The sequence below is a fragment of the Ktedonobacter racemifer DSM 44963 genome (genome assembly GCF_000178855.1).
GTDB classification, from domain to species: domain Bacteria; phylum Chloroflexota; class Ktedonobacteria; order Ktedonobacterales; family Ktedonobacteraceae; genus Ktedonobacter; species Ktedonobacter racemifer.
The window spans coordinates 861,371-886,224 of record NZ_ADVG01000004.1; the positions used below are offsets into that span (position 1 = coordinate 861,371).

Annotated in this window: 24 protein-coding genes and 2 pseudogenes; 16 read left to right on the forward strand and 10 right to left on the reverse strand. The window is 53.4% G+C overall.

The window, feature by feature from the left end; all coding sequences use genetic code 11:
- Nucleotides 1-54 precede the first annotated feature (54 nt).
- Complete coding sequence (locus KRAC_RS45445) at nucleotides 55-507, forward strand: NADAR family protein (protein ID WP_007918951.1); 453 nt, start codon at nucleotides 55-57, stop codon at nucleotides 505-507.
- A gap of 187 nt (nucleotides 508-694) precedes the next feature.
- Here the strand turns inward: KRAC_RS45445 and KRAC_RS45450 are convergent, their stop codons facing one another.
- Nucleotides 695-1,270: a phosphotransferase-like protein gene (locus KRAC_RS45450; RefSeq protein WP_007918953.1), complete on the reverse strand. Its 576-nt coding sequence runs from the start codon at nucleotides 1,268-1,270 to the stop codon at nucleotides 695-697.
- Nucleotides 1,271-1,490: 220 nt separating this feature from the next.
- Here KRAC_RS45450 and KRAC_RS45455 point away from each other — a divergent pair, with 220 nt between their 5' ends.
- The 4 genes from KRAC_RS45455 to KRAC_RS45465 all read left to right on the forward strand — a co-directional run bounded on the left by KRAC_RS45455 (nucleotide 1,491) and on the right by KRAC_RS45465 (nucleotide 3,682).
- Entirely contained in the window at nucleotides 1,491-2,108 is a 618-nt protein-coding gene (locus KRAC_RS45455; RefSeq protein WP_274532214.1) for a CNNM domain-containing protein, read from the forward strand.
- A gap of 8 nt (nucleotides 2,109-2,116) precedes the next feature.
- Nucleotides 2,117-2,260, forward strand: a complete 144-nt coding sequence (locus tag KRAC_RS72780; protein ID WP_157507909.1) for a CBS domain-containing protein — start codon at nucleotides 2,117-2,119, stop codon at nucleotides 2,258-2,260.
- Between the two features lie 260 nt (nucleotides 2,261-2,520).
- Entirely contained in the window at nucleotides 2,521-3,129 is a 609-nt protein-coding gene (locus KRAC_RS45460) for a hypothetical protein (RefSeq protein ID WP_007918954.1), read from the forward strand.
- Nucleotides 3,130-3,235: 106 nt separating this feature from the next.
- Nucleotides 3,236-3,682, forward strand: a complete 447-nt coding sequence (locus KRAC_RS45465; RefSeq protein ID WP_007918955.1) for a pyridoxamine 5'-phosphate oxidase family protein — start codon at nucleotides 3,236-3,238, stop codon at nucleotides 3,680-3,682.
- 92 nt (nucleotides 3,683-3,774) lie between these two features.
- On the opposite strand, the gene KRAC_RS45470 is transcribed toward KRAC_RS45465, so the two are convergent.
- Both KRAC_RS45470 and KRAC_RS45475 read right to left on the reverse strand, forming a co-directional pair.
- Nucleotides 3,775-4,884 (reverse strand): Zn-dependent alcohol dehydrogenase, encoded by a 1,110-nt coding sequence (locus KRAC_RS45470; protein ID WP_007918956.1) that lies wholly within the window; start codon nucleotides 4,882-4,884, stop codon nucleotides 3,775-3,777.
- A 106-nt stretch (nucleotides 4,885-4,990) separates the two neighbouring features.
- Nucleotides 4,991-5,341, reverse strand: a complete 351-nt coding sequence (locus KRAC_RS45475; RefSeq protein ID WP_007918957.1) for an ester cyclase — start codon at nucleotides 5,339-5,341, stop codon at nucleotides 4,991-4,993.
- 286 nt (nucleotides 5,342-5,627) lie between these two features.
- On the opposite strand from KRAC_RS45475, the gene KRAC_RS45480 reads away from it, so the two are divergent.
- Nucleotides 5,628-5,870, forward strand: a complete 243-nt coding sequence (locus tag KRAC_RS45480; RefSeq protein ID WP_007918962.1) for an SHOCT domain-containing protein — start codon at nucleotides 5,628-5,630, stop codon at nucleotides 5,868-5,870.
- A gap of 119 nt (nucleotides 5,871-5,989) precedes the next feature.
- Here the strand turns inward: KRAC_RS45480 and KRAC_RS63860 are convergent, their stop codons facing one another.
- Nucleotides 5,990-8,110, reverse strand: coding sequence for a WD40 repeat domain-containing serine/threonine protein kinase (locus KRAC_RS63860; protein WP_007918963.1), 2,121 nt, complete (start codon nucleotides 8,108-8,110; stop codon nucleotides 5,990-5,992).
- Between the two features lie 316 nt (nucleotides 8,111-8,426).
- On the opposite strand from KRAC_RS63860, the gene KRAC_RS69745 reads away from it, so the two are divergent.
- Nucleotides 8,427-9,183, forward strand: a protein-coding gene (locus tag KRAC_RS69745) for an IS1 family transposase (protein WP_085954437.1) whose coding sequence is annotated in 2 segments (ribosomal slippage) — nucleotides 8,427-8,686 and nucleotides 8,685-9,183 — 759 coding nt in all. Because the reading frame shifts where the segments join, the coding sequence is not laid out codon by codon here.
- A 111-nt stretch (nucleotides 9,184-9,294) separates the two neighbouring features.
- Here the strand turns inward: KRAC_RS69745 and KRAC_RS45495 are convergent.
- The 3 genes from KRAC_RS45495 to KRAC_RS45505 form a co-directional block, all read right to left on the reverse strand.
- Nucleotides 9,295-9,897, reverse strand: coding sequence for a dihydrofolate reductase family protein (locus tag KRAC_RS45495; RefSeq protein WP_007918966.1), 603 nt, complete (start codon nucleotides 9,895-9,897; stop codon nucleotides 9,295-9,297).
- A gap of 50 nt (nucleotides 9,898-9,947) precedes the next feature.
- Nucleotides 9,948-10,460, reverse strand: coding sequence for a pyridoxamine 5'-phosphate oxidase family protein (locus tag KRAC_RS45500; RefSeq protein ID WP_007918967.1), 513 nt, complete (start codon nucleotides 10,458-10,460; stop codon nucleotides 9,948-9,950).
- A 294-nt stretch (nucleotides 10,461-10,754) separates the two neighbouring features.
- Nucleotides 10,755-11,684, reverse strand: a complete 930-nt coding sequence (locus KRAC_RS45505; protein ID WP_007918969.1) for an aminoglycoside phosphotransferase family protein — start codon at nucleotides 11,682-11,684, stop codon at nucleotides 10,755-10,757.
- Between the two features lie 588 nt (nucleotides 11,685-12,272).
- Between KRAC_RS45505 and KRAC_RS63865 the strand changes: the two genes are divergently transcribed.
- Complete coding sequence (locus KRAC_RS63865) at nucleotides 12,273-13,250, forward strand: ISL3 family transposase (protein ID WP_244422580.1); 978 nt, start codon at nucleotides 12,273-12,275, stop codon at nucleotides 13,248-13,250.
- 98 nt (nucleotides 13,251-13,348) lie between these two features.
- On the opposite strand, the gene KRAC_RS45515 is transcribed toward KRAC_RS63865, so the two are convergent.
- The gene (locus KRAC_RS45515) at nucleotides 13,349-14,170 is read right to left on the reverse strand and encodes an IS6 family transposase (RefSeq protein WP_007918970.1); all 822 of its coding nucleotides are present in this window, start codon (nucleotides 14,168-14,170) and stop codon (nucleotides 13,349-13,351) included.
- Between the two features lie 160 nt (nucleotides 14,171-14,330).
- On the opposite strand from KRAC_RS45515, the gene KRAC_RS45520 reads away from it, so the two are divergent.
- The 4 genes from KRAC_RS45520 to KRAC_RS72785 all read left to right on the forward strand — a co-directional run bounded on the left by KRAC_RS45520 (nucleotide 14,331) and on the right by KRAC_RS72785 (nucleotide 16,917).
- Nucleotides 14,331-14,738, forward strand: a complete 408-nt coding sequence (locus KRAC_RS45520; RefSeq protein ID WP_157507911.1) for a helix-turn-helix domain-containing protein — start codon at nucleotides 14,331-14,333, stop codon at nucleotides 14,736-14,738.
- Nucleotides 14,630-15,439 (forward strand): IS630 family transposase, encoded by an 810-nt coding sequence (locus KRAC_RS45525; RefSeq protein WP_244422520.1) that lies wholly within the window; start codon nucleotides 14,630-14,632, stop codon nucleotides 15,437-15,439. The genes KRAC_RS45520 and KRAC_RS45525 overlap by 109 nt, the downstream gene beginning before the upstream one ends.
- Before the next feature lie 84 nt (nucleotides 15,440-15,523).
- Nucleotides 15,524-16,753, forward strand: coding sequence for an IS701 family transposase (locus tag KRAC_RS45530; RefSeq protein ID WP_007918972.1), 1,230 nt, complete (start codon nucleotides 15,524-15,526; stop codon nucleotides 16,751-16,753).
- Complete coding sequence (locus KRAC_RS72785) at nucleotides 16,750-16,917, forward strand: hypothetical protein (protein WP_157507913.1); 168 nt, start codon at nucleotides 16,750-16,752, stop codon at nucleotides 16,915-16,917. The genes KRAC_RS45530 and KRAC_RS72785 overlap by 4 nt, the downstream gene beginning before the upstream one ends.
- Nucleotides 16,918-17,379: 462 nt before the next feature.
- On the opposite strand, the gene KRAC_RS77245 is transcribed toward KRAC_RS72785, so the two are convergent.
- Complete coding sequence (locus KRAC_RS77245) at nucleotides 17,380-17,793, reverse strand: hypothetical protein (RefSeq protein WP_244422521.1); 414 nt, start codon at nucleotides 17,791-17,793, stop codon at nucleotides 17,380-17,382.
- Nucleotides 17,794-18,415: 622 nt separating this feature from the next.
- On the opposite strand from KRAC_RS77245, the pseudogene KRAC_RS80300 reads away from it, so the two are divergent.
- Nucleotides 18,416-18,490, forward strand: a pseudogene (locus tag KRAC_RS80300) (IS6 family transposase); the annotation flags it as partial.
- Nucleotides 18,491-18,513: 23 nt separating this feature from the next.
- On the opposite strand, the gene KRAC_RS45540 reads toward KRAC_RS80300, so the two are convergent.
- On the reverse strand, nucleotides 18,514-19,479 hold the full coding sequence (locus KRAC_RS45540; protein WP_040447866.1) for a 3-oxoacyl-ACP synthase III family protein: 966 nt from the start codon (nucleotides 19,477-19,479) through the stop codon (nucleotides 18,514-18,516).
- Between the two features lie 1,266 nt (nucleotides 19,480-20,745).
- Here KRAC_RS45540 and KRAC_RS45545 point away from each other — a divergent pair.
- The 3 genes and pseudogenes from KRAC_RS45545 to KRAC_RS74925 all read left to right on the forward strand — a co-directional run bounded on the left by KRAC_RS45545 (nucleotide 20,746) and on the right by KRAC_RS74925 (nucleotide 24,469).
- The gene (locus KRAC_RS45545; protein ID WP_007918990.1) at nucleotides 20,746-22,287 is read left to right on the forward strand and encodes an acyl-CoA synthetase; all 1,542 of its coding nucleotides are present in this window, start codon (nucleotides 20,746-20,748) and stop codon (nucleotides 22,285-22,287) included.
- 199 nt (nucleotides 22,288-22,486) lie between these two features.
- Nucleotides 22,487-23,092, forward strand: a pseudogene (locus tag KRAC_RS45550) (AMP-binding enzyme); the annotation flags it as partial.
- Between the two features lie 108 nt (nucleotides 23,093-23,200).
- Nucleotides 23,201-24,469, forward strand: a complete 1,269-nt coding sequence (locus KRAC_RS74925; RefSeq protein WP_211221443.1) for a class I SAM-dependent methyltransferase — start codon at nucleotides 23,201-23,203, stop codon at nucleotides 24,467-24,469.
- Nucleotides 24,470-24,854: the final 385 nt, after the last annotated feature.

Below are 24,854 nucleotides of genomic sequence, written 5' to 3' on the forward strand. Positions count from 1 at the left end.
CTGGCAAAGGCTGCTATCCTGACGGCAGATCCAGGGACAGGAGGTCCTACGTCTATGACTATTTATTTTTACACGGCACGCGAAGAACCCTATGGCTGTTTCTCCAATTTCTCCCGGCACGGCATCGACCTGGATGGGGCCTGGTGGCCAACTGTAGAGCACTACTTCCAGGCTCAGAAGTTCGCGGGCACACCCTACGCGAATAAAATTCGTATCGCCTTCACACCCAAGCAGGCAGCCGACCTGGGGCGCAGCCGCCAACATCCCCTGCGCCCCGATTGGGAACAGGTGAAGGACGAAATTATGCTTAAAGCGGTTCGCCGCAAGTTCGAGTTACACACCCAGTTGCGCAAACTTCTCCTCGCGACCGGCTCCGAAGAATTGATCGAGAACGCGCCTAGCGATTATTATTGGGGGTGTGGCAGCGATGGCAGCGGACAGAATAAGCTAGGACAACTTCTGATGCGCGTACGTTTGGAGCTAAGTTCTTTACCCTCTCCAACATAGACTATTAACCATACGCTTCAGGAGACGAGCGATGGCTGACTTTTACGCAAGCCAATTTTGCAGTCAAAAATTGGCAGTTAAAAAACCTTGACTTTTAGCCGTAAATATGTTAATATTTAATCTGTCACTTGCGAATGACCACAAATTTGTGGTCATTCTCTTTTTTTGCGCAAAAGTAAGGTAATATTCATACGGTTGCAAGGCCAAGTTGCTGAAGAATCTGCTCCACTGTTTGCGACGGCGTCTGCTCGCTTGAATCAAGCCAGAGGCCAGCGTCTGCCATAGTTTCACGTAAGCTTTGATTAAGATAGGTAGCCCAGGCTTCACCCTGAGGACTCTTTCCACGATGCTTATCCCGCTGCTGCACGACTACATCCAACCGTGGCGCCAGCACTACTAGCGAGAAGGGCAGGCCGCTTAACTCCTCTTGTAGCTGCTCCCAGCGCTCTCCCAGAATAATGTCCTCCATCACAACGGTAAAACCTGCTTCATAGAAGGAACGAGCAAGTAGGCATACATTTTTGAGGCGCAGGAGCAATTGAGCTTTAGCTGCGCCCTGTGGCTCTCCTGGCTCCACTACCCATTGCCCTCCCGAGACAATCATGCGTTGCAAGGCATCTGCCTCAATATAGACGCCACGCGCAAAGCGCTGCGCCAGGAGGCGGGCCACAGTCGACTTGCCCGCAGCCATGATGCCTGTGAGCACAATAATTCTGGGCTGGCCATCAATCTTGAGCTGCGCAATAGCAGTTTCTGATACCATTTGATTTTCCTGTAACTCCATTAAATTTTTCTCTTCCCTGGCATGCTTGTATCCAGCAAGAGGCAAACACGCTTATCTCTGCACATACAAAATTTTCCATTTTTCCATTTTTCCAAAAACATCCTTGACTTTTACACCAAAATCAGGTATACTTTAACACATCACTTGCAAAGAGCCACAGATTTGTGGCTCTTTTTCTTTTCCCTCAACATATACGAGTATTACTCGGTACTTTCCACAGTCATTCTCGCTCCTCTTCGCCTTCGCCAAATTGCTATTTTTTATTTACATGTTTCTCGGCAATATTATCCCTAAGTCGTATGCCCTGCTACGCAGCGAGCAAACGATCTGGTTTATCGCCCGCCCATTTCACTGGTACCTTACACTGATGCAGCCTGTAAGCAAAAGTATACGTCGCTTTGGCGAGCTATTCACCCGCTGGCCAACTGATCAGGAGGTCGTTGAGACACTGCAACAGTTGCCATCCGGTTCTTCTGCTGCGCATGTAGTACGCGAACCATACCAGCACCACCAGAGAGAGGCCTTTGTCCTCAAAGAAGATCAGCTCATCTATCATCTCCTCACCTTGAGGTATAAGACGCTACGCCATGTTATGCGCCATCGTGATGAAATCGCTGCGCTCCCCTTAATAAGTTCTTTTGAGGAGGTTAAAGAGGCCTTTCTACGCTTCAACTATACACGCATAGTCATCTATGAAGAGACACTGGACACAGTCATAGGGTGCTCCATCTCCAGGACTTCTACCGCTGGATGTGCCAGGCACAACCCAATCAACCCTTCTCCCTGCTCTCACCCATTCAACCAATTCCTCAATTGAGGCAGAAAATGCATGTGATCAATGCTCTGAGCCTGCTGGAATCTCCCTCAGATCGACCTGTACAACTCGCGATTGTTCAGGACAACTATGGTCTGACCTGCGGACTCCTCACGCTTGCAGACATCTGCAACGCGATTATCACAGTACGCTAGGTCCCGGGTTCTATCTCCCTACCTCGGCTCGCAAGCTCGCCTCTGGGTAAGGGATGTGGTGGCTGGCCAACCAGCCACCACATCCCTTACCCCTGAGCACCGCAGGCGCGAAGGCTTCTTGAAAAGGTCCTGAATGCAAGTAACTATAAATTTGTTTCAAATTTGTTGCAATAGATGCGTTTATATGCTACAATTCGCAAGCCACTTTAATAAGCTCAATTATTCTTAATAACTTCCGCTAATGAAAGAGAGAATTTCTGATGAATTGTGCAAGCTGTGGCATAGTTGCCCCCTATAATGCAGCAATATGCCCCAACTGCGGTGCCTCCTTCCCCATGCCAAACTCATATCCCCAGGCTCCTGATTATGCACCACAACAACCCAATAATGCTCCTCCTGCGACAGGATATTCATATCCACAGCAAGGCTATGCCGCACCACAGCAAGGCTATGCCGCACCCGGCTACAATTCAGCGCAAGCAGGCTATATGGGTCAGCAGCAGAGCTATGCCTATGGCCAGCCTCAATATCCTCCACCCTACCAGCAAATGACAAATGTTACCGTCGTCAATAATGCGCAGACGAGTAACACGCCCGTCATCGTAGAGGTCCTGCTCAATTTCTTTCTTGGCATCTATGGGGTCGGCTGGCTCATGGCAGGCGAAACCACTACCGGCATCGTCCTGCTCGTCTGTAGCTTCGTCGTTTACTGGCCTGTGTTGATCGGCCTCGCCATACTCACCTTAGGGATTGGCATCTTCTGCGATATCCCGCTCGTTATCGGCGCAGTCATCTTGAATGCCGTACTCCTGAGTGGAGCCTTGAAGCGCCGTTACGCCCAGGTCACAGTGGTCCAGACAAGATATTAAACAATACAGATATCGCCTTCAATGCCCAATCGTTATACCTCTGTTTGTCGTGAAGCGCAACACTAAAAGTAAAGTGAACGTTCTCTAGAGGGAGGGGAGCGAAGGTATGCTTGGCAAACTCAGTAACACGCAAATCGAGGAAATGCTATACACAGAGATGATCGGGCGCCTTGGCTGTCATGCGGAGGGCAAGACCTATGTCTACCCCATCAATTATGTCTATGACGGCGAGTGTATTTATGGCTGCTCGCTCGAAGGAGTGAAGCTTCAGGTGCTGAGAGCCCATCCCGAAGTCTGCTTTGAAGTAGATCATGTGAAGAACCTCGCCAACTGGCGCAGCGTCATGGCCTGGGGCACCTTTGAAGAGCTTGAGGGAGAAGAGGCGGCACAGGCTGCGAACCTGCTGATGCAACGTGAAATGACCCTCATAGCCAGTGGCCAATCGGTTCACCAGATGCGTAAGGTCGATTCACAAGCTACCTCATTCGTCAGCGCAATCTACCGCATCCGCCTGGCCAAAAAAAATGGACGCTTCGAGATCGAGGATGATTAGAACGCTACTGACGTACGCGCCTACGCCTCTAGGCCAGATGTAGTACCCCTGCGTAGGCGCGTACGTCAGTAGCGCTCTGAATAATGCGTAGATTACGCGCTGGGGAAACGAATAATAGTACGTGCGCCATCGCCACGACGCATACGCTCAAAGGCCGTCTCCAGCTCATCGAGGGGAGCAGTGTGACTGACCATACCTTCGATACGCATACGGCCAGCCTGGATGCGCTTGAGTAGTGCGGGGACGTCGGCGTGGAAGCGTGAGGAACCATAGAAGCAGCCACGAATGCTCTTCTCAATGATAAATTCAAAGGCGGGTAGTGTGATCGTTGACGTTCGTGGCGCGAGGCCAACTACGACCGCTGTACCGCCGGCGCGAATCAGACTCCAGGCCTGCTCTATCGTGCGTGGGTTCCCCAGAACCTCGAAAGCCCAGTCCACACCAAGCTGTGTAATACGCCGGACCTCGCGCAGAGCCTCCTGCTCACGCGAGTTGATGGTGTGCGATGCGCCAAAGCTCTGCGCCATCTTTAACTTCTCGGGGTTGATATCGACGGCGATGATGGGATATGCACCTGAGAGACTGGCCGCCTGGATCACGTTCAAACCTACGCCGCCGCAGCCAATCACGGCCACACTCTCGCCTGGACGCACGCCGGCCGTGCGCTCAACGGCCCCTACGCCGGTCAGCACGGCGCAACCTAGGACCGCCGCGACCTCCATAGGTACGTCGGCGGGAATCTTCGCCGCCCCCTCCTGGGGAACAACCACATACTCACTAAAGCACGAGACCGCGAGAAAGTGGTGCAGGTTCTTATCACCAAGGTGCATGCGGCTGGTGCCATCGCGTAGCGTCCCCTGCACTCCCATGGCACCGGCAGTCGTACAGAGATGCGTCTGACCACGCTGGCAGAAATAGCACTGCCCACAGGAAGGGACCCAGGTCAGGACCACGCGGTCCCCGACCTCGAAACCCGTCACGCCCGGCCCAACTTCGGCGATGACGCCCGTGCCCTCATGTCCCAGCACGATCGGCATCGGCTCCGGCAGGCTGCCATCGCGCACATGCAGGTCGCTATGGCAGACGCCCGCCGCCTCCATGCGCACCAGGATCTCGCCCTGGCGTGGCGCGTCCAGCGTAATCTCCTCAATAACGACAGGCTTCCCCGCCTCATACAAGACAGCCGCTCGTGTTTGCATCATTGCTCACTCCTTCGTTACTGCTCGCAAATATGTATCCATACATAAATCGGCAAGCCTGTCCATCTCCTCGTGCCAGGCTTACAGGCATTATACCGCAAAAAAACACTTATCTTGAGGTCTCGGAGCCAGTCCACATCTCCGCCATCTTGCCATCGGTAATACGTACAAACCACATCACGCCTGAGATAATCTCTTTGCCTTGGTGGGTTCTCTGGATAGTGACACGGAGCGCCACCATATCACCCTCGCTCACAATACTCTTGATCGTAATCCGAAAATCGGGGAAGGCGGCCCGCACCTGAGACAACGATTGCTTGACGCTCTCAGGACCTTTCACCTCTGGATGCGCATAATCAACCCAGTCCGAGGCTAACACTTCATTGGCCAAATCCACATTTCCAGTGTTCCACATCTCCAGGTAACGTTTCACAAGGTCTTTATTTGCCTCAATATCCATTTCTCATCCTTTTAAAAATATTTGTCCCCTACTCATGAATGTGCTCCGCATGCTTAGAGAGGCTCTATTTATTAAAAAAACTAGGTTATCTGTTATATACTACGTCTATTCTCGTGCTGAATCTCATCAGAAAGAAGCATGATTGCACCTAAATCACAAGAGCAAGGCTTTTATGACAAATCAATGACAAAAGAGGGTGCCAGAATTCACATCCCAGTCATCTTCCAACACTATACTTTCTCTATCTACAGGAACTATAAAGTTAAGAAGATAAAGGAGATTGTATATGCACTGGGGTTCTGGCTTCTGGCCTGTGTTTCCGTTATTGTGGATAGGAATTGTGGCGTTCTTCTGTTGGGGAGCCTCCCGCTGGTTCGGCTGGAGGACCAAGCACAGACATTTCGAGATGCCTGTAGAGCCGAACGCGATGGAGATCTTGCGCCGGCGGTATGCGCGGGGCGAGATTGATGGTACGACCTTCGACCAGATGCGCGAGCGCCTGGAGAGTTCGGCCCAACCTCGCTACTAGATTCAGGATGGCATTTCTAAGGCCCTCCCTATTCCCCATTTCTCGACCTCGTCACACCCTGACGAGGTCGAGCCTCACTATAAAGAAGGTGTCGCATTTGCCACTCATGAGTGAAAACATTAACCGAAATGTGGCCCTTCAATGATATCGATAGGCGAGGCCACCTTCGCCGAGTCCAGGATGATAATCTCCTGAGAATCCTTAGGCCAGTAGATGGCGACAGTAAATTGCCCCATTGCTTTCTGGTCAAGCATTGCTCCCCTCTGCGCGTCCCAAAGTGTAAGTAAGGATGGATTAGCAGAGACAAGATACTTCCCATCAGGGGACCAGACCAGGTCTTCAATCCTTCCCTGTGTCGACATACCCCCCTGTTGCTGTAGCTTGCCATCTTGCAGCGACCAGATCTGTATGTTTCCCCCGGAATCATAGCAGGCAAGTTTGGTGCTATCAGGCGACCAGGCTTTAAGATGGCCAGATGCTAACACAGAAGACCCTGATGTGCTCATCAGCGGGTCGCCCGCCTTCTGTGCATCCCAGACATACAACTGATCCTCACCAATAGCAGCGATATATGCTCCATTGGGAGACCAGGTCAGCGAAGTTATATGCCTTTGAACACCTGAATAGGAACGCACAACTTTACCATGATCGGATGCCTCATAAACGGTTACCTCATTTTGAAAACCCTCCAGACTACTACCACGAGCGCCGACAAAATAGCGATTGTCGGGAGACCAGGCTAGAAGGAATGTAAGGGGAGCGCCTTTTGCATTAAAGACCGGGTAAGAGAAGAGCAGTGTATTCGTTGAAACATCCCAGGCGCTAAGATAACCGGCCATGTCCGAGATAAGCATATGTGTCCCATCGGGAGAAAGAGAGAAGTCATAGGGCGCATACTGCAACTGATACGGCGTGGTAGGAGTACTGGAGGCTTTGTCAATCGCGAGAACGTCAAAACTATCGTTGTATACTATAGCCGCATTTTTCCCACTAGAGGCAAAGGACGCGAAGCGTACTTGAGTGTCTTTAGATGAACTTTGTTGCATATCAGGCATAACACTCTGCGGCTGCGGCCTGTGCGGAAGTAATCCCTTGGAAAGGTTTGCCCCCAGAACAACGACAGCCGTACCCGCGACGGCAACACCAAGAATCGAACGGCGCGTAAGGCGCTTAGCTGGTTTTGGCTGCGGTTGCAACTGAGGTGCCTGTACTTGAACCTGTCCCATACCCGGCATTGGAACCGAACCCGGAGGAGAAGCCATAGGAGGAATAAAGATAGGTTGTCGGGGCGGCTGAATTGTGGGTTGAAGGCTGGCAATCTCGCGCAATACACCTTCAACAAGTGTGATCGATGCGGGACGCCGCTCTGGGTGAAGCGAGACCATAGACATGACCAGGTCTTCAAGTTGGGTCGCGCCAGGCAGGGCCGTAAGACGCAGGGGAGAAAAGTTGAAAGGGTTGTCGGCGGGATCTATGCCGGAGAGGAGATAGTGCAGGAGCGCACCCAGGCTATAAACGTCCGAGCATGGCGAGGTCTGCGCCTTCCCGTACTGCTCAGGGGCGGCATAGCCTGGCGAGCCAAAGGGAATGGTATCCCTGGTCTGGCCGGGCTTAAAATGCCGCGCGATGCCGAAATCAATGAGATAGAGCTTACGCCTCGTCGTCAGCATGATATTCGCGGGCTTGAGGTCGCGAAAAATAATAGCCGGCTGACGCGTATGTAAATAGTGAAGGACTGTACATAACTGAAGCGCAATATCGAGAAGCTCAGGCAGTGGCAACAAAGGCTCCATGGAAGTGGGTGAGCGCGTGGCGTCCTTGCGTTCGAGGTAGGCTTCCAACGTCTCGCCATCGATAAAATCCATGGTGAGATACCAGTGCTCGGGATCGGTGAAATGGTGGTAGACGCGAGGAAGATTGGAATGCTTGAGAGTAGAGAGGAGCGCTACTTCGCGATTAAAGGCATCCGTCGCCTCAATAACCTGCTGAGAAGAGAGGCCACGCAGATTAATTTGTTTCAGGGCCAGAATTGCGTTATTAGAATGAGTATCGGCAACTTTATACACAGCACCAAAGCCGCCAGTTCCAAGCTGGGAGAGCAGGCGATAGCGCTCGTGAATTAAGAAGGGCTGCTCATTCTCCACAGTATCAGTCAAAGGTTGATCACAGGCAAAGCAGGCAACTTGACCTACATCATTCGCGGCCCCACATTGAAGACAGTAAAGAACATCCGTTTTCATGCATATATTCCTATTTCTATTCCTCGCAGCAAATATTCATATCTCTATATTCTAAAACAAAATTAACGAAATGTGTGTGGGTCATGTGACCTATTTCAGGCTCGCGAGCTCTGCCGCTTTCCACCCACACCCCCTTACCTCCGGATTTTGGCGTACAATAAAAGGAGCAGATCAGTGGGGCGCTGCACTGCTAAAGCACGCGCTTACACATCATGTCACAGAGCATGTCGTACTATCATTTGTAGACGCGTGGGTAGTGGTCAGAATGGGAATGATGTGATACAGTACGAGAACGATTCTGTCCAGAGAGGGTTGTATGGTCACGATTACGCTCCAGTGCCCGCATTGTCAAAGTGAGAAACTCGTGCGAAATGGGCGAGCGCCCAACGGGAAACAGAAATATCTCTGCCGATCATGTCAGCGACAAAGCCGAGAACATCCCGCTCCTCACGCCTACTCAGCCGAACGCCGAGAAGAGATTCTTCGCGCCTATGAAGAACGCAGCAGTTTACGTGGGTTGGAGCGAACCTTTGGGGTGTCCCGTCAGACGGTCATCACCTGGATAAAAAAAGGCTGCCACGCTTCCGGCGTTGGATGAAACGTTGATGGAACCTGATGCCAACGATCAAGAGGCAACCGTACTAGAATTGGATGAGCTGTGGTCCTTTGTGTTGAAGAAGACAAACCCAGCCTGGATCTGGATTGCGTTGTGCCGCAAAACGCGACAGGTGGTCGCCTACACGATAGGGGATCGCAGCGAGGCAACGTGTCGTCGGTTGTGGGAGACCATCCCTCTGTCGTATCGTGCAAGTCACTGTTTCACCGATTTTTGGGCGGCCTATCGCGCGGTGATTCCAGAAGAGCAGCACAGTGCTGTGGGAAAAGACACAGGAGAAACGGCCCATGTCGAACGGTGGAACAATACGCTGCGACAGCGTTTGGCCCGCTTTGTTCGCAAAACGCTGTCGTTCTCCAAATCGCCCGTGATGCATCAGGCATGCCTCGACCTGTTTCTCCACCGATACAATCGTGAGCGCGTGCTCCGTTTGGGGAAGATGGAGGCGCTGCGCTGACACGCGACGTCATGCCCACTAACAGGCAGGAGGGTGTTCTTTACCATCCGATGCCTCTGGAGAGTAAAAGGAGCATGAGTCACCTGTATGACTTCGTAACCTCGTGGCACGCTAACCGGTTTGCACGTCGCCCGTCCGCTCATAGGTAGCGATGACGACACCGCGCGGCGACGCTTTCACGTCGCGCAAGCTGAAGGCTGCCGGAATGGTGCCTTCGCCAAACACTCGCTTGCCTATACCCAGCGTGATCGGGCAGATGTACAAGTACAGCTCGTCTACCAGATCATGCGAGAGCAGTGTCTGGAGGAAGTGACTGCTGCCGCTGACTTGTAAAACCGGCCCATCTTGCTGCTTGAGCTGTTGGATCGCCTGGACCACATCGCCCTGCAGAAGCGTCGAATTGTTCCAGTCGAGCTTCTGCAGAGTGGTTGAGGCGACATATTTCCTGGCGTGATTGATTCGCTGCGCCAAGGGGAAGGTCTCACTGGTCTGGTACGGCCAGAAGGCCGCAAATTGTTCATAGGTCTTTCGGCCTAACACGAAGTCAAACGGTGCGCTCTGGTGCTCGGCCAGAGTCTGCTCCAGAAAGTCGTCAAAGTACGGCGTAGACCACCCGCCATACGTGAAGCCGCCGCTGGGGTCTACCTCCGGGCCATCGTCTGACTGCATGACGCCGTCAAGGGTGAGGAAAGTGAGGACGATCAGTTTTCTCATGGGCTCACTATCTCCTATGGTGATGTCGCGTCGCGACGCGACGCGAGTAGTTAGAACTGGTGGCGGGTCTGACCTCTGCCGAATGCGAAGACCTTCCCGGGTTTGACGGAGAACACGAGGTTCGAATCTACGAGAACTCGTTGTTCGTCTTCATCGTAGAGGTAAAAATACCCGTTGCGTACCTGGTATGGCCAGCTTCCCTCCCACTTGGTCGCCCACACCGAGGCTAAGCGTTCGAGGGTGTCCTGGTCGGTGATCCGCACGGCGTCGCCCTCAACCACCACAGTGAGCCCCCCTCTCTGGTTGTAGCCGGTCGTCAGAATGACATGCGGGTTTCCACGCAGGTTGACCGTCTTCTGTGCGGTTTCTTCAGCGGTAAAGTGGATGGCCCCGTCGTGCCACACGGCCACGCACGGCGTAACGTGAGGGCGACCGTCGGCCCGCACGGTTGAGAGCCAGAACAGGTCGGCTGTTTCCAGCACCCGACGCGTCTCCTCCCATGGCGTGACCACTCCGTCTGGTCCGCTGTGTCGGAGGTCGAGTGTTGTGATGGGTTCGTTCATCCTAAGAACTCCTTTCAATCGTTCTGTTCCTCTCGCGAGGCGCGCGAGAAGATACCAGTCCATTCTCTTTGCGCGGAGGAAAACTGGAAAGGCCAAAAACGACGCGATGCCTCCAAAGGTCATGGTAAATGACCTACCAAGTGAGCAGGGTTGGCCCTCAAATGTAAGCATTTGCCCTGAATGTTGAGTAGCACAACCATTGACAGCCGGGGAAAACGCTCCAGAAGCGGTTCATTGCACTCAACGTGTGTAAATTCACGGCGAACAGGAGCACAAACCAGAGAGCGCCCCGCATCAAACGGTGAGATGCGAAAGAATGTCCGCACATCGAAGTATTATTCCGTGCGGGTCCTTGCTCAACTGGTTATTCGCCACCATGCTCCACGCATTGCGCACACATTGTGCCAATCCCCATCCGCGTATGCGCGCTCGCTCCATTCCCAGTTCCTCGCTTAGTTGAGCGACGCGCCGGGCGAGCATCTGCTCCAGGTTGGGTACCTCAAGGAGGCGAGGCATAGGGTTATAGAACGAGGCTCCCACCTCATACCCAGGATCACCAACTACACCTTTCGGATCAATAGCCAGCCACGTATCACCCGAACGCAAGACATTATGGTGATGGAGATCGCCGTGCAGCAGCATGGTCTGAGGAACTGAGGCGCTTAATATCGCGAAGAGATCCATCGCCTCGTCGACCAGGCGCGGCGGAAACGGACCATAGCCGCCAGCGTAATGTGCGCGGAGCTGCGTCAAGCCTTGTCCCAATTGCTCGACCGTCGGAAAGGTGTGCTCTGTAGGTGCCGGTCTCCAAAGTTGACGCATGATCCCGGCCAGAATGGATGTAGCTCGCTCATCCTGCTCCGGCACCAGTGACTCAAGCATGGTTCCCGGTTGCAAACGCTCCAACAGCATCACCTTTTGTTCCTCGTCATACTCCAGGAGACGAGCGATGCCTCGTCCATTGAAAAGACGTAGCGCGGCCAGCCCATGTTCAAATTCATCGGAAAACTCGCACGTCTTCAGAATAACTGGTGTGCCATCCGCACGTACAGCCGGTGCCACATAGTGAAGCGAGAGATTTTCAAACGGGGGCAAGATCGTGAGTTGCCAGCGCTCCGCGCATTCCTCTAAAAAAGAGGGGAGCCGTTGCAACCAGGCATTGGCCGCCTCTGTTCCGTAAACATCGCGCATAAATTGGAGAAAATCTTCGGGCAAAGCAGACATCAAAAGGACTCCTGTATCTGGTGCATCATATGCATCCGACTGAGAAGATCAGGAACCTTTTTGTCGGGGAGAGCTATGATGATCCGTTTTTTGAAGCTATGGTACTGCTTCTCTTCATGTGGGTCAAGGGTGGTTTCTTTTGACACTGCTAGATACTTACCAGGATCAAGATGGGATTTACAGGTTTGGCGCAAAATGCGACTTCGAGCTGAACTCCCGAATTTACAAAAACGATGCGCAACGCTCCGCTTCTGGAGCGTTTTCCCCGGCTGTCAATGGTTGTGCTGCTCAACATTCAGGGCAAATGCTTACATTTGAGGGCCAACCCTGCTCACTTGGTAGGTCATTTACCAGGTCAGAATGCTCGCTTCAGACGGAAAGCGGGTGTTCGAATCTTCACAACATGACTCACCCGAATAATGGCTCATATCATGGTTTGAGTGTAGCCCCTGAGGAGTGATTCCTTCAGGAGGATATACTGGTGAGAACAGCGGGGGAGAGCCGAATAATGGATCTGGCCCAATTTCGGTAAATGATGCGTTTATTTAAGAATAACCTCGTGATCCCCTGGACCACCATGTTTTCATCATTCTCGTTTTTACCACTACCCATCTTCAAGCCACCTCGCCAAGTGCTCTTTGCTCACGATGTGGGACGCCGGGCTCTCGGGTCCATAGTCGCTATGTGCGCACCATTGCCGATGTCGCCTTTGGCGGGCGATGCCTTGTGCTCAAGTTACGGGTGCGCAAGTGGATCTGTCGTGAGACATCCTGTTCCCAACACATCTTTGCTGAGCGCTTCCCAGAGTTGGTCCAGCGATACGCACGAATGACGGATCGCCTCGTCAAGGCTCTTCAAGCACTAGGAGTGACCACCAATGGAACTGATGCAGCGCGGATCGCCTCGTCCCTTAGCATGCCCACCACCGCCAAAACCATCATCCGTCGCGTCTTGCAGCTTCCCTTGCCCAGTGAAGGCGAGGTAGCGAAGGTGGGAATAGACGAATGGGCGTGGAAGAAAGGCCAGCGCTATGGAACCATTCTCGTGGACCTGGAAAAGCGACGAGTTGTGCAGTTGTTAGCAGAGCGTTCCGTCGAAACAAGTACAGCATGGTTGCGCACGCATCCAGAAATCGATCTGGTCTCACGAGATCGCGGCAAAATCTTTCGTGAAGCTGCCACAGACGGCGCTCCTCAGGCCAACCAGGTCGTAGATCGTTTTCACTTACAGAAGAACTTTGCTGAAGCTCTGGAGAAGTTCTTTCGCAAGCAAGAACCTGCGCTCAAAAAGGCAATACCAGGTAGCACAGGCAAAACACGTCCAACTGAGGGGACGGCCGTCCCTGAAAAAGTCGCACAAGAGCGACAGGCGCGTCATCGTCAACAAGTAAAACTTCATAAGCGGATCTGGAAACTGTATCGGCAAGGCTGCCACAAAGCGCAGATTGCCCAGCTCGTCGGGGTCAGTTCGAGCAAAGTCTACCGTACTCTCGAACAAGAAACGCCACCATCTCCACGACGACGATCTCATTCTTCTTCCATCGTTGATCCTTACCTTTTACAGTAAACTACTACCAGGCCTTCTCGACACAAGGCCACAGCAAGGGTTCTGTCAGAACTGAGAGCACAAAAGCTCAGCAGAATACTGAGCTATTTACTCTCTCACTAGAGGGTTACTTGCATCAATGCCTTTAAGGTTTCAAGCCGATCAAGGAGAACTCGTCGCTGTTCTGAAAGTGAAGACAGTTCTCCTGTGGTAGAACGAGGACGGAGATAATGGCGCAATTCGTCAAAGGCACAGCAGAAACGAGATGCCGAGTTGAAGTTCCCGAAACCGTGCATAGGATAATACCTTTGCTTGATTCCTCCATGGTCTTGCTCTAAGCGATTGTTGAGGTACTTGTTTGTCCGATGTTGGACATCGTACCCCAGCGTTTCACGCACTGCTCGCGGGTAAGAGGTGTGACCGTCCGCCGTTACCCGTTCTGGAGCATGGCCGACAACGGCGAGGGCTTGCTTGAAAAACTGCTGGGCGGCTTCCATATCCCGTTTTTCGCTCAACCGTGAATCCACCAGATTGCCACCAGCATCAATGGCTCGATAGAGATAACACCACTTTCCATGCACCTTAATATACGTCTCATCTACATACCACAATGATCCCGCTTGCCCGCGCCGTTTGGTTCGCAATTGCTTTGTAATGAGCGGTGCAAACCGCCTTTCCCACTCTCGAACTGCCTCGTGCGTGAACTCCCAGCCGCGCTCCAGAAACATTTCCGCGAGATCCCGCAGACTCAGCTTGTATCGGAGCCGCCACAAGACGACTAGGAGAATGATGTCAGTGGGATATTCCAGGAAATTGAACGGCGTTCCTGTACGTTCATTGAAGCGGTGCTTGCAAACTGAACAACGGAACATGCGATAGCCAAGTGTGGTCTTTTGTGTTTGCTCGTTGGTGGCAGCTGAGATACAATGTGGACAGTTCATGAATAGCTCCTTCTCAGGTGAGTCATTGTCCTCAGCATACCTTGCAAACAAGCTCCACGACAAGTCTTCCTCTCAGTTCTGACAGAACCTAGTGCTCTGTTCGTGAAGTGGTGATAGAATCAGAAGAGAGGAAGGTGGAAAAGAGAAAGGAGCGCGAGAGATGCCGAAGATCCTGCGAGCGCGAGCAGCGCAAGATGAACGCGAAGAGAGGCGAGTGCGCAAACTGGCCGCCAGCCGGCATGGACCAGCGGATTGGATCCTGCATGCACAGATGGTCGTGCGCAGCTGGGATGGAGAACGCGTGGAAGCCATTGCGCAGGCCCTGCACTGTGACGCGCAGACCGTGCGCCGTCGGTTGCACCGCTTTGAGACAGGGGGGATTGAGGGGCTGGGTGATCGACCCAAAGCCGGCTGTCCTCGTCGCTTGACGACAGAAGATGACAGCCGCCTCCCGGGCGGTTGGTCAGGTACACTGACGGAAGCCTGGAGGCCAGAGAGGAGCAAAAAGCCGCGCAGTGGAGCCTGGATGCACTGGCCCAGGCAGCCAAGGAAGCCGGGATTGCCGTGAAACGCAGCCAGATCCGTACGATCTTGCTGCGCGAAGGGGTGCGGTGGCGTCGGACCCACAGTTGGGGGACCAGCGATGAAAAAGACGCGCGTCCCAAAAGGGTAGCGGTCGTCAGCCACTACACCGACCCACCCGCAGGCTCGACGACCATCTGTACCGACGAATTAGGGCCGGTCTTGCCCCGCAGCTTTCCCCCAGCACCTGGCTGGTCGCCGAATGGGCACCGGATCAAAGCGCCTCTGGAGTACAGCCGAGGACTGGAGAAAACCTGGATCTATGGGGCGTTGCGTGTGCGCGATGGCAAAGAACTCACCCGCTGTGCGCCCGCGCGCAACTCGACGAATTATATCGAGTTGCTCAAACTGATCGAAGCCGACAATCCAACGGGCGACATTTTCATTATCACAGATAATCTGAGCAGCCACAACAGCCTGGAAACCCGCACCTGGCTGGCAGAACATCCCCGCATCCACCACGTCTTCATTCCCAAAGGAGCGTGCTGGCTCAACCTGCAAGAAGGCTGGTGGCGGCTCTTCCGCCGCGATGCCTTCGCCGGCCAGAGCTTTGCCAACCCGAGCGAGATTGATCTGGCCAGGCGCGTGGCGACCGCGCAACTCAACCACCGAGCCAAGCCCTGGGTTTGGGGACGGCCTCCCAAGACTCGTCGCCACTATCGGCGGCTCTTTTCTTACCGCATTTAACGAACGGAGCACTAGTACTACAGTTGGAGTTAGGTGCTAGTATAGAAAGAGAGCAACCAATCACCCAGCGAAAGAAGCAGGATCATGAACCACCAGGAAATCAAAGAGGAGGAAGAGGCCGCAGTGCGGTGGGCAGGATGCCTCGATGAAGTGCATGCACGTATCGCAGGGCGCTTTGCCCGCTCCGAACAGCGCCAGCGTGCGCGGGCGTATCTGCAAGGGTTGTTGCGTCCCATTGAGCGCAAAAATGGCTGGCAACTGGCAGAAGCAGCAGGAGAAGCCAATCCCTACGGCTACCAGGAACTGCTCAGTCGGGCACACTGGGATGCTGATGCGGTTCGCGACGACCTGCTGGACCTGGTGCGAGAGAAACTCGCTGATTGCACCGCCGTGGTCGTCATTGATGAAACGGGCTTTGTGAAAAAGGGCACCAAGTCGGTCGGAGTCGCTCCTCAATACAGCGGGACGGTGGGCAAGATTGGCAACTGCCAGATCGGCGTCTTCCTAGCCTACGCGAGTCCCAAGGGGCAGGTGTTGATGGATCGGGAGATCTATTTACCTCACGAATGGACTGATGATCGCCACCGCTGTGAGGAAGCAGGTGTGCCAGAGGAGATGGAGTTTGCCACCAAGCTTGTCCTGGCTCGCCGCATGCTCGAACGGATGCTTGCCCATCACCTGCCCTGCGCCTGGGTAACTGCTGACAGCGTGTATGGAGCCGATTATCACCTGCGGCGCTTTCTCACCGAGCACCACATTCCTTACGTGCTGGCTGTCCCACCTCAGAATCAGATCCGGATGGGATTGGATGAAGGCTTCGCCTCCGTTGGGGTGGATGAGTGGTTCGCGCGCAAGCATTCTGGGCGTTGGTATCGACTCTCAGCCGGATGGGGATCGAAGGGACCTCGGTGGTTTGAATGGGCCTGGCGAAAAATGGATGCAGAGGTTCCCGATGGCTGGCAAGCCTGGATCGTGGTGCGACGTAGCCTCACCGATCCCACTGAGGTCGTCTATCATCGGGTGTGTGCCCCAAAACAGACCACGCTACAACAGATCGTGGACGTAGCCGGCCAGCGCTGGAAGGTCGAAGAAGCCATCGAGCGAGCGAAAGGCGAGTGTGGACTCGATCAGTACGAAGTGCCTTCCTGGACCGGGTGGTACCGGCATGTCACGCTCTCGCTTGTGGCCCAATTGTGTGCAACAATGATGGTCGAACAGGCCAATACCGCCCGGGAAAAAAAAGCGTGGGAACAGCAGTCCAGCCCAAGCAGTTTGCAGCAGTTCAAGTGCCAGAGAGGATTGGTTGTCCATTGATCCCTTACACCCTTCCAGAAGTGCTTCGCCTTGTCTGGTCGCTGGTGTGGCAACAGATCGTTCAACATGCTCAGGTGGTGGCCTGGTCTCTCTTTCGGCGGCACCATCAGGCGGTCGCTCAAGTTTACCATTACAAACGCCGTTTGGCTCTCAATACTTCCTAACTCCAACTGTAGTACTAATTCGACAGGTTGACCAGGATGTATCTGCTCTTGTTGTCTCGCCGGCACAAAGAGCACAGCGACAATATTCTCTCCATGTGTGGAGTTTTGTCGCGTCACAATCCCCTGTCCTCCCACGAAAACCGGGACCTGCGTTCTCTACGCAAGGAGACCTGCTCCCAGGAAAAGGAACAAAAGCAGCCAGGCAAAAATCCACACTTGAAGATGCCGCTTATACGCATCTTCACGAAAGATCGAACGATTTAAAGAAGTCATAGAATAGAAAAAATGGTAAAATAAGGGCCAGTTGGCAAGTGCGTCAAACATCTTACCAACCGGCTGGAGAACTCTGCTCGTAATGCATTTCCCAGTGACTACGAGTAGAGCAGCATTTCAGAGATCATGTAACGTAACAAATAGAAAACGTCTAGACGTTTTACCTGCGTTCCATCGATCTATACGCTGCTAGAGGCCGAGATCAGTGCCCAGACTCAGGTTCACGCTACCAACAGGAGTCTGCGCGTCAACGTTCACGCCACCAGTGGCATGAGGAAGGCTTGTCGAGGTCGCCGTCGTCGTGGCGTTCGAAACCGTGCCGTTGACCGTATTCAAGACCGAGCCCACGAGACCGCCAAACACGCCAGCGCCGCCAGCGACCTGGTCGAGATCCTCATCGGTCAACTCCTGGAACATGGGATTCTTCTCGTCGAACATGGAAACAAATCCTCCTTGATAAACTATGAAAAACGAGTGATCCGCTATCTTGAGAGATGGACCACCATTCTCAAGTTCGGGTCGACCAACCTTCCCATAACAAGGCATCATAGCGACCGCCCACATGTCGCCGCGATGGGTATTATGGGAAGCGACCTTTCCCAAACGTTCAAGAACGTTCCCACTACATAGGCGTTCTTGAAACTATGGATAGTATACAGCTCTTGAAATAGTCTTTAGCTCATGCCATCCGCAATATAGCTGGATGGTACTACTTTTGGGCGATAAAATTCACAAAAGATGAGTTTATACAATGCAGTATACTCAACAGTATTAATGAATTAATACCTTTATTTATCACACTATAAGCGAAAAAGTAGACCTACCTCTTCTCTTAGCTACATGGATATGGTGCAAGCCTTCTGAAAGTTCCCCGTGCTAAAGCAGCGGGGGTACTAAACGTTCTGTCCACGCTTTGAGCCGTTCCCCGCTGATGAGGACAGCCCACTCTAATGGTAGTTAGCTCGGAATTTCGGGTAGGCGCGCTCCGGCTTCGGAAATGCCAAATCTTCGGGGCAGAGCTTGCCTCTCTTTCGCGCGTTGGTGTGTGCGCTCATGTGCTACCCGCAGGGTACGTCCCAAGGACGCGGCATGCCGCGTCCGGAAGCGCGCTTCTGCCCCCTCCCAATACCGCTGGATCTAGCACACGAGGGAAAGGGATCTGCTAGATCGAGGTAGGCAGCTAAAACGCGGAGCACATTGCGGTGTTGGTCCCATGCAATGCCGCAATGTGCTCGACATCCTGATACAAAGCCAACGCAACGCAAAAACGGCCAAGCGATTTTTTCGCAAGCTGCTCAAAAATGACAACGCACTATGACACTCTTAATGACTGTGCCGCTTTAGAAGCAGTGCTGTTTGATGATAGCCCACGCCAACTGCCGCGAGCACCAGATAGTCAACCGTGATATTCAAATAATGGTAGGCAAGGGTGACAGGATAGGAGGCCAGCGTCAGGTTCCCAAACTGTTCCAGGGTGTCCAGATATTGTTTGGGCTGAAGACGCTCTGCCCAGTGATCCATCAAAACTCGCGATGCTTGATGGGTAATGAGGGCGATGTTCTCCCCCGTCAACCCATGTTTGCTGAGCAAGGTTCGCACCATCGTGGGTATCCCTTCCATTGCAGATACTTGGAAGGAGTAAATCCCTGTATCTTCCGTGATCTTGTACGTCGCACGCGGGGTATCGCGTGCTTGCATCGTCATCGCGCCATATTGGGAACTCAGTGTTTGTGTTGCGTAGTCAATCAGTTCAAAATCCGCCTCTGGACCAACTACAGCCGCACCCGCACCATCGCCAACACTGAGCGCGTGCCCTTGCGTGTAATCCATATAGTGCATCCAGTTCGTACCGCAGGTAACCAAAGCGTACTTGCTCCGTCCCGCTGTAATGGCAGCACATGCTTCAAGCACGCCAAGCAAAAAGGTACTAAATTCGTTATTAATTGGCACAACCAGGGTGTGTTCGGGAAGCTGGACGCCTTGATGCACCAGATAGAGACTATTGGGCGTGTAAAACTCTGGTACGGATGCATATCCATAGAGCCGATCAATCTCTTCTGGAGCCACCTGCGCCCGTTGGAGCGCTAACTGAGACGCTTCGACCATCAGTGGTTCAAGCCGCTCACCTTGAGCCAGGTACCGCCTTTCTTTCATGCCCGTAAAGAGGTCCTTTTCGGCGATCCCCTGGGCATTTGCTACCGTGATCACCTGGTGAAAAATAGGATCGTCATTGCCGCGAATATTCGGTGGAACGCTAAAGCCGCATCCTTTGATTCCTATACAATTCAAGTTTTTCTTCTGCCTGCTCTGAGCCATTCCCTTGGGCTGGCCCCCAGATGTTTCAGTAATTGCTGCATGCTTGTTCTTTATTCTCTTGTCATTTGCGCATCTAAGTATTGATGTAAACACCAAAAATGATCCCTGTTTTGAATAGACGAATTCAAATATGCCGCGAACCTAATCAATCTGGTTCGCGGCTACAGGTCCCTTCTATCTGCGAAGGAATTTGTGAAGTTGACCCGTTTCTGTAGAGCATCTACAGAAACGGGTCAACTTCACGCCAAAGGTAGGCCTTTCTGAAGAATGTAGACGTTTCGAGATGATAGTAGATCTTTCAGCAGCGAGTAGACCTTTCATGCGCGCTGGAATGGTAGACTCTTCAGCAAAAGGTAGACCTTTTGCTGATGCGTTGAACGAAGCTTTTCGGGGTTCGTTTGCCCAGTTGCTCATGCTTTCCAGTCTCAGCATCAAAAGGACCATGACGTTGCGCGTCGGAGAAGGGAATGAAAATGGTTCACGCAATTAGCGGGCTCCCCATTTTCATAGGGATAGCGGGTGAGCCTAAAATACATCAGATCCTCCCTCTCCACAAAAAGCTGAGCACCGCTAGGAACGGCGCTCAGCCCTCTGTATATTTGACATCAAATTGACACCTAATGCTGTGAACGTTGGCGGTAAAAAGAGGCTTTGATGAACGGTTGTGAACGCGAAACAAGCTTGCTAGACAAAGCTTCAGCAACGCTGTATAATACCGTCTCTTTTATACATATTTCATTGAAGATATATACAAAAGATATTCCGCCTAAACGCTGATTAGATGCCGTTTCAGGCCTATTTGCTCTGACGGTAGTTCTGACAGTTGTTGTGCCGTATTGTCGCGAAAAAGCGCGAATGTCGGCGGCTAATCCCTTGCGCTCACTCCGCCTGGGGAGCCATTTCTCACCTTGAAATAGGAGGTGAAGGAAGGTGGTCGAAGGAACGGCCATTCCCTGGGCCTCTCCTCTTTTACCTCCCCATCTCAAGCAGGCAAATAGGAAAAAAATTCAAGCTGGGTAAAAATTGGATAGTGGGTAGTGATCGTATGGTTGCTTTCCTCTCGATCTGAGAACCTGCTGGCGTTCTGTGACGCTTCTCTGTTCTCCCATTTTTGGTTATGCCCATTTCAGGATGACGTTTTGACGCGAGAAGTGATATAAAAAGGGAGGATTGGTAGTGAGCATGAGAATGAGGCGTTGATCGTCACGCAAGCACAGTGAATGATGAGTGAGGTACGACATGGATTCAATCGTTGAGGCAGTATTTCAGCATGCGGACAGAGGGGCGGAACGACCCGTTCTCCTCTTTGAAGGGCAAACCATCTCCTACGGGCAACTTGCCTCACAGGTAACATCCTTCGCGCAGGCGCTGCTGGTGCATGGGTTGCACGAAGGTGACCGGGTGGCACTCTTTCTGGAGAACTGTCCGGACTTTGTCGTCACATACCTGGGAACGCACCTCGCTGGGGGGATCGTGGTGCTGGTCAACACCCAGTACCGGCAGGTTGAACTGAGCCATATCATGAGCGATGCGGGAGTGCGCTTTTGCGTCACTGGACCTGCCGGGCGGACCGAGCTGTCGCGCCTGGACCTGCCGGACCTCGAAACGCTTATCATCGTCGGCGAGGACGTTCATGAGGAGAACAGCGCTTCACTTTCTTGGAGCGAGTTTCTGGACGCTGGCGACAAGCAGGGTGGCACGCACGAGTTGACCATGCCATCACCGGACGCTCCCGCAGTCATTGGCTACACCTCTGGCACGACGGGACGAGCCAAAGGGGCGCTCCTGCTTCAGCGCAATCTCCTCGCTAATATTCAGGCGCTTACTCAGGCCTGGCACTGGAGCGAACAGGATCATCTCTTGCTCACACTCCCGCTCTTCCATACTCATGGCCTGATGGTCGGGATGCACGGCACGCTCTACACGGGGGCGCGAGTGACCCTGCGGCGGAAGTTTGATGCCGCAAGCGTGCTCTCAAGCCTGCGCCATGACCCAAGCATCAGCCTGTTCTTTGGCGTTCCTACCATGTACTCACGCCTGCTGGCTGAGGCCGAACGTCAGGGGGGACCAGTGCCCCATCCACGCCTCTTCGTCTCCGGCTCCGCACCGCTCAGCCCACACCTCTTCAACGACTTCGCACGTACTTTTGGACAATTCATCCTTGAGCGATACGGCATGACGGAAACGGGCATGAATCTTTCCGTCCCCTATGATGGCGAGAGACGTGCAGGAACGGTTGGCCTGCCCTTTCCAGGCCAGGAGGCGCGCATCGTGGACACACAAACGCGCCAGGTGCTCCCTGCGGGCGAGATTGGGGAGATTGAGGTCCGTGGCCCTCACGTCTTCGTAGGGTATTGGAACCGTCCCGAAGCGACCGCCGAAGCCTTGAGCGAGGATGGCTGGTTTAAGACGGGGGATCTGGGCTGGCGGTCTGCTGACGGCTATTTCACCATTACTGGTCGTGCCCGCGAGCTGATTATTAGCGGGGGCTACAATATCTATCCACGCGAGGTCGAAGACGTCTTAGCGACCCACCCAGGCGTTGGTGAGGTCGCCGTCATCGGGCTCCCCGATCTGGATCTGGGCGAGCAAGTTGTCGCTGTCATCGTCCCTAGGCCCAACCAGCCTCGCGATGCCAACGACATCATAGCCTACTGTCGTGAACGGCTCGCCAGCTACAAGAAACCCCGACGCGTCATCTTTATTGACGCGCTCCCACGCAATGCCTTGGGGAAGGTACAGAAGCACTTGCTCGTTGCTCGCTTAGATGAGCACAGGTAGCAGAAGAAGTAGCATGCCCACCTTCATGAAATTTTTTCTCAGGGTGGATGGTCATATGCAGTACAACAGCAAGGGATGAAAAGGCCCTCCCAGGAAGGGAGAGCCAACATCATCATCTGCCTACTCTTTCATGAGAATGCGCTTCAATTCTGGGAGAGCCGCCCGTATTTCTTCAATAAGTTTTGGTGTGAAATTCTGAGGCATGACCGAGACAATTATGAACATGACCAATCCCTACGAGGGCGAACGACGTGCTGGTACTGTTGGTATGCCCTTCCCCAGTCAGGAGGCGAGGGTCGTCAATGTAGGTACACACCAGCCCTTGCCTGCTGGCGAGATAGGAGAGATCGAGGTACGCGGCCCCCACGTCTTCGCGGGCTACTGGAACCGGCCCGACGCCACTGCTGAGGCCTTTGCTGAGGATGGCTGGTTTAAGACGGGCGACCTGGGTTGGTGTAGCGAGGATGGGTATTACACGATTACGGGCCGCGCACGCGAGTTGATTATCAGCGGCGGCTACAATATCTATCCCCGCGAGGTCGAAGATGTGTTGGAGACGCATCCCAGCATCGCCGAGGTCGCGGTAATTGGCCTACCCGATAGCGACATGGGTGAGCAGGTCGTCGCGGTAGTTGTCCCTAAAAAGGGACAGGTGCCTCAAACTGCTGAGCTTATCACCTACTGTCGCGAGCGTCTCGCCAGCTATAAGAAACCACGCCGCGTGGTCTTTGTCGATGCGCTCCCACGCAACGCCCTGGGAAAGGTTCAGAAGCACCTGCTTGCAGTTCAGCTTCCCATAGTGTGACCTTTTGCTCATGGGTAGTGGATTAGAGAAGCCTTCACACCCTTACCTCAAGGCTCACGTAGCGGGCCGCGATAAGTATCAGAGAATTGGAAGGTCTTGCCTGCAAATATGATGGAGTTTGCCATCATGGGCGATGCCTGCTATAGTAGTGAACATACAAACATGGCGAAGGGAGAACGGCAATATTCTATGGCCGCGAACTGGTGGGAGACGCTTACCGAGCTCGTAACAACACTTGAAGAGAGGCGTATTGACTATACCATTTTGAACCGCGCCGCCCTCTATGCTCAGGGCGCCCTCGAAGAGGTTCCCCGTACTATAGATATCTCCATCCAATGGGACCTCTTCGCGCACGCGCACGAGCTCCTGCCCTCAGGCTCCATCACCCACGAAGGGAATACGGCTCGCTTCTCCTTCCGCAAACAGCCGTTCCGTGTGACGCTCTCCTGTCAGTACAATACGGTCGTGGCGACCGATCCCGACCGCCTACGCATCGAACATGCTGGACGCCACTTCTGGGTCAAGGCGCCAGACTATTACGTGCGCACGCTTTCCCCCGAGGATGAGTTAGTACGTGTCATCAAGGCCTACTGGCAGCGCTTACAAGAGCAAAACAATCGGTTAAACATGCAGGCCTGGAACCAGGACACCTACGACGCCTGGCTGGCACGCTTTGGCTCACCCCAGGAGGCCGCGCAACGCATTCTGAAAGATCCTCGTGGACGCCTGGGCTCGCTCGTACACCATCTGCCAGAGGTACAGGGAAAGAAGATTATCAACCTGCTAGGTTCGCATGGAGCCAAGGCCATCGCCCTGGCCCAGCTCGGCGCCCGGGCTACCGTCGTCGATATCTCCGAGGGGAATGCACGCTATGCCCGCGACGTGGCCCAGGCCGCCGGAGTCGATTTGCGCTATATTGTCTCCGATGTGTTAAGCCTGCCAGAGAGCGAGTTAGATGCCAGCTATGACCTGGTGCTCCTGGAACTGGGTGTGCTCCACTACTTCGTGGACCTGGAACCCCTCTTCAGCATTATCAAGCGCCTGCTCCGCCCTGGTGGTCTGCTCCTGCTCCAGGACTTCCACCCCATCTCGACCAAGCTGATTATCTCCAAAGGTGCCAAACATAAAGTCAAGGGCAACTACTTCGACAAAGCGCTTATCACCAAACCCGTGGCCCTGAGCAAGCATCTCCCCACAGGGGAACAGGAAAATGCTCCCATAGTGTACCAGCGTCAATGGACCCTCGGCGAGGTCGTTACCGCCGTCGCCACCTCTGATCTCATCATTTCCTCCCTGGACGAGGAACCCAATCCCAAACTCGACGATATCGGCATCCCCAAACTCTTCACCCTCACCGCCCGCAACGCCACGCCGTAAACATGGCGCCCATGAAGAAAAAACTGTGTCAAAGAGTGTGGGTGGGTTGGCGAAGCCAACCCACCCACACTCTTTGACACGCGAACCTCACAATAGAGTGTAATACTTTAACCTGCATTTCATGTTTATATTTATATTTATGAAACATAAATGCTCTATGTTTGCAGAATACGACTGGTAAGAAAAAAACAATTTCTTGCATATGTGTGATATTTCTGCCGATGCTGACGTAGTATCTGTTACTATCCCGAATTTTTCGCTGGAGAAGCTGATGGATGAGTTCTCTACTTTATCCTCGCTAACTCTGGCCAAAGCGCCTTCTCCATTGGTGTAGATGGCGCTCAGTAGCCATTGGCGCCTTCTCTCTCTTTCCAGAATATGTGCC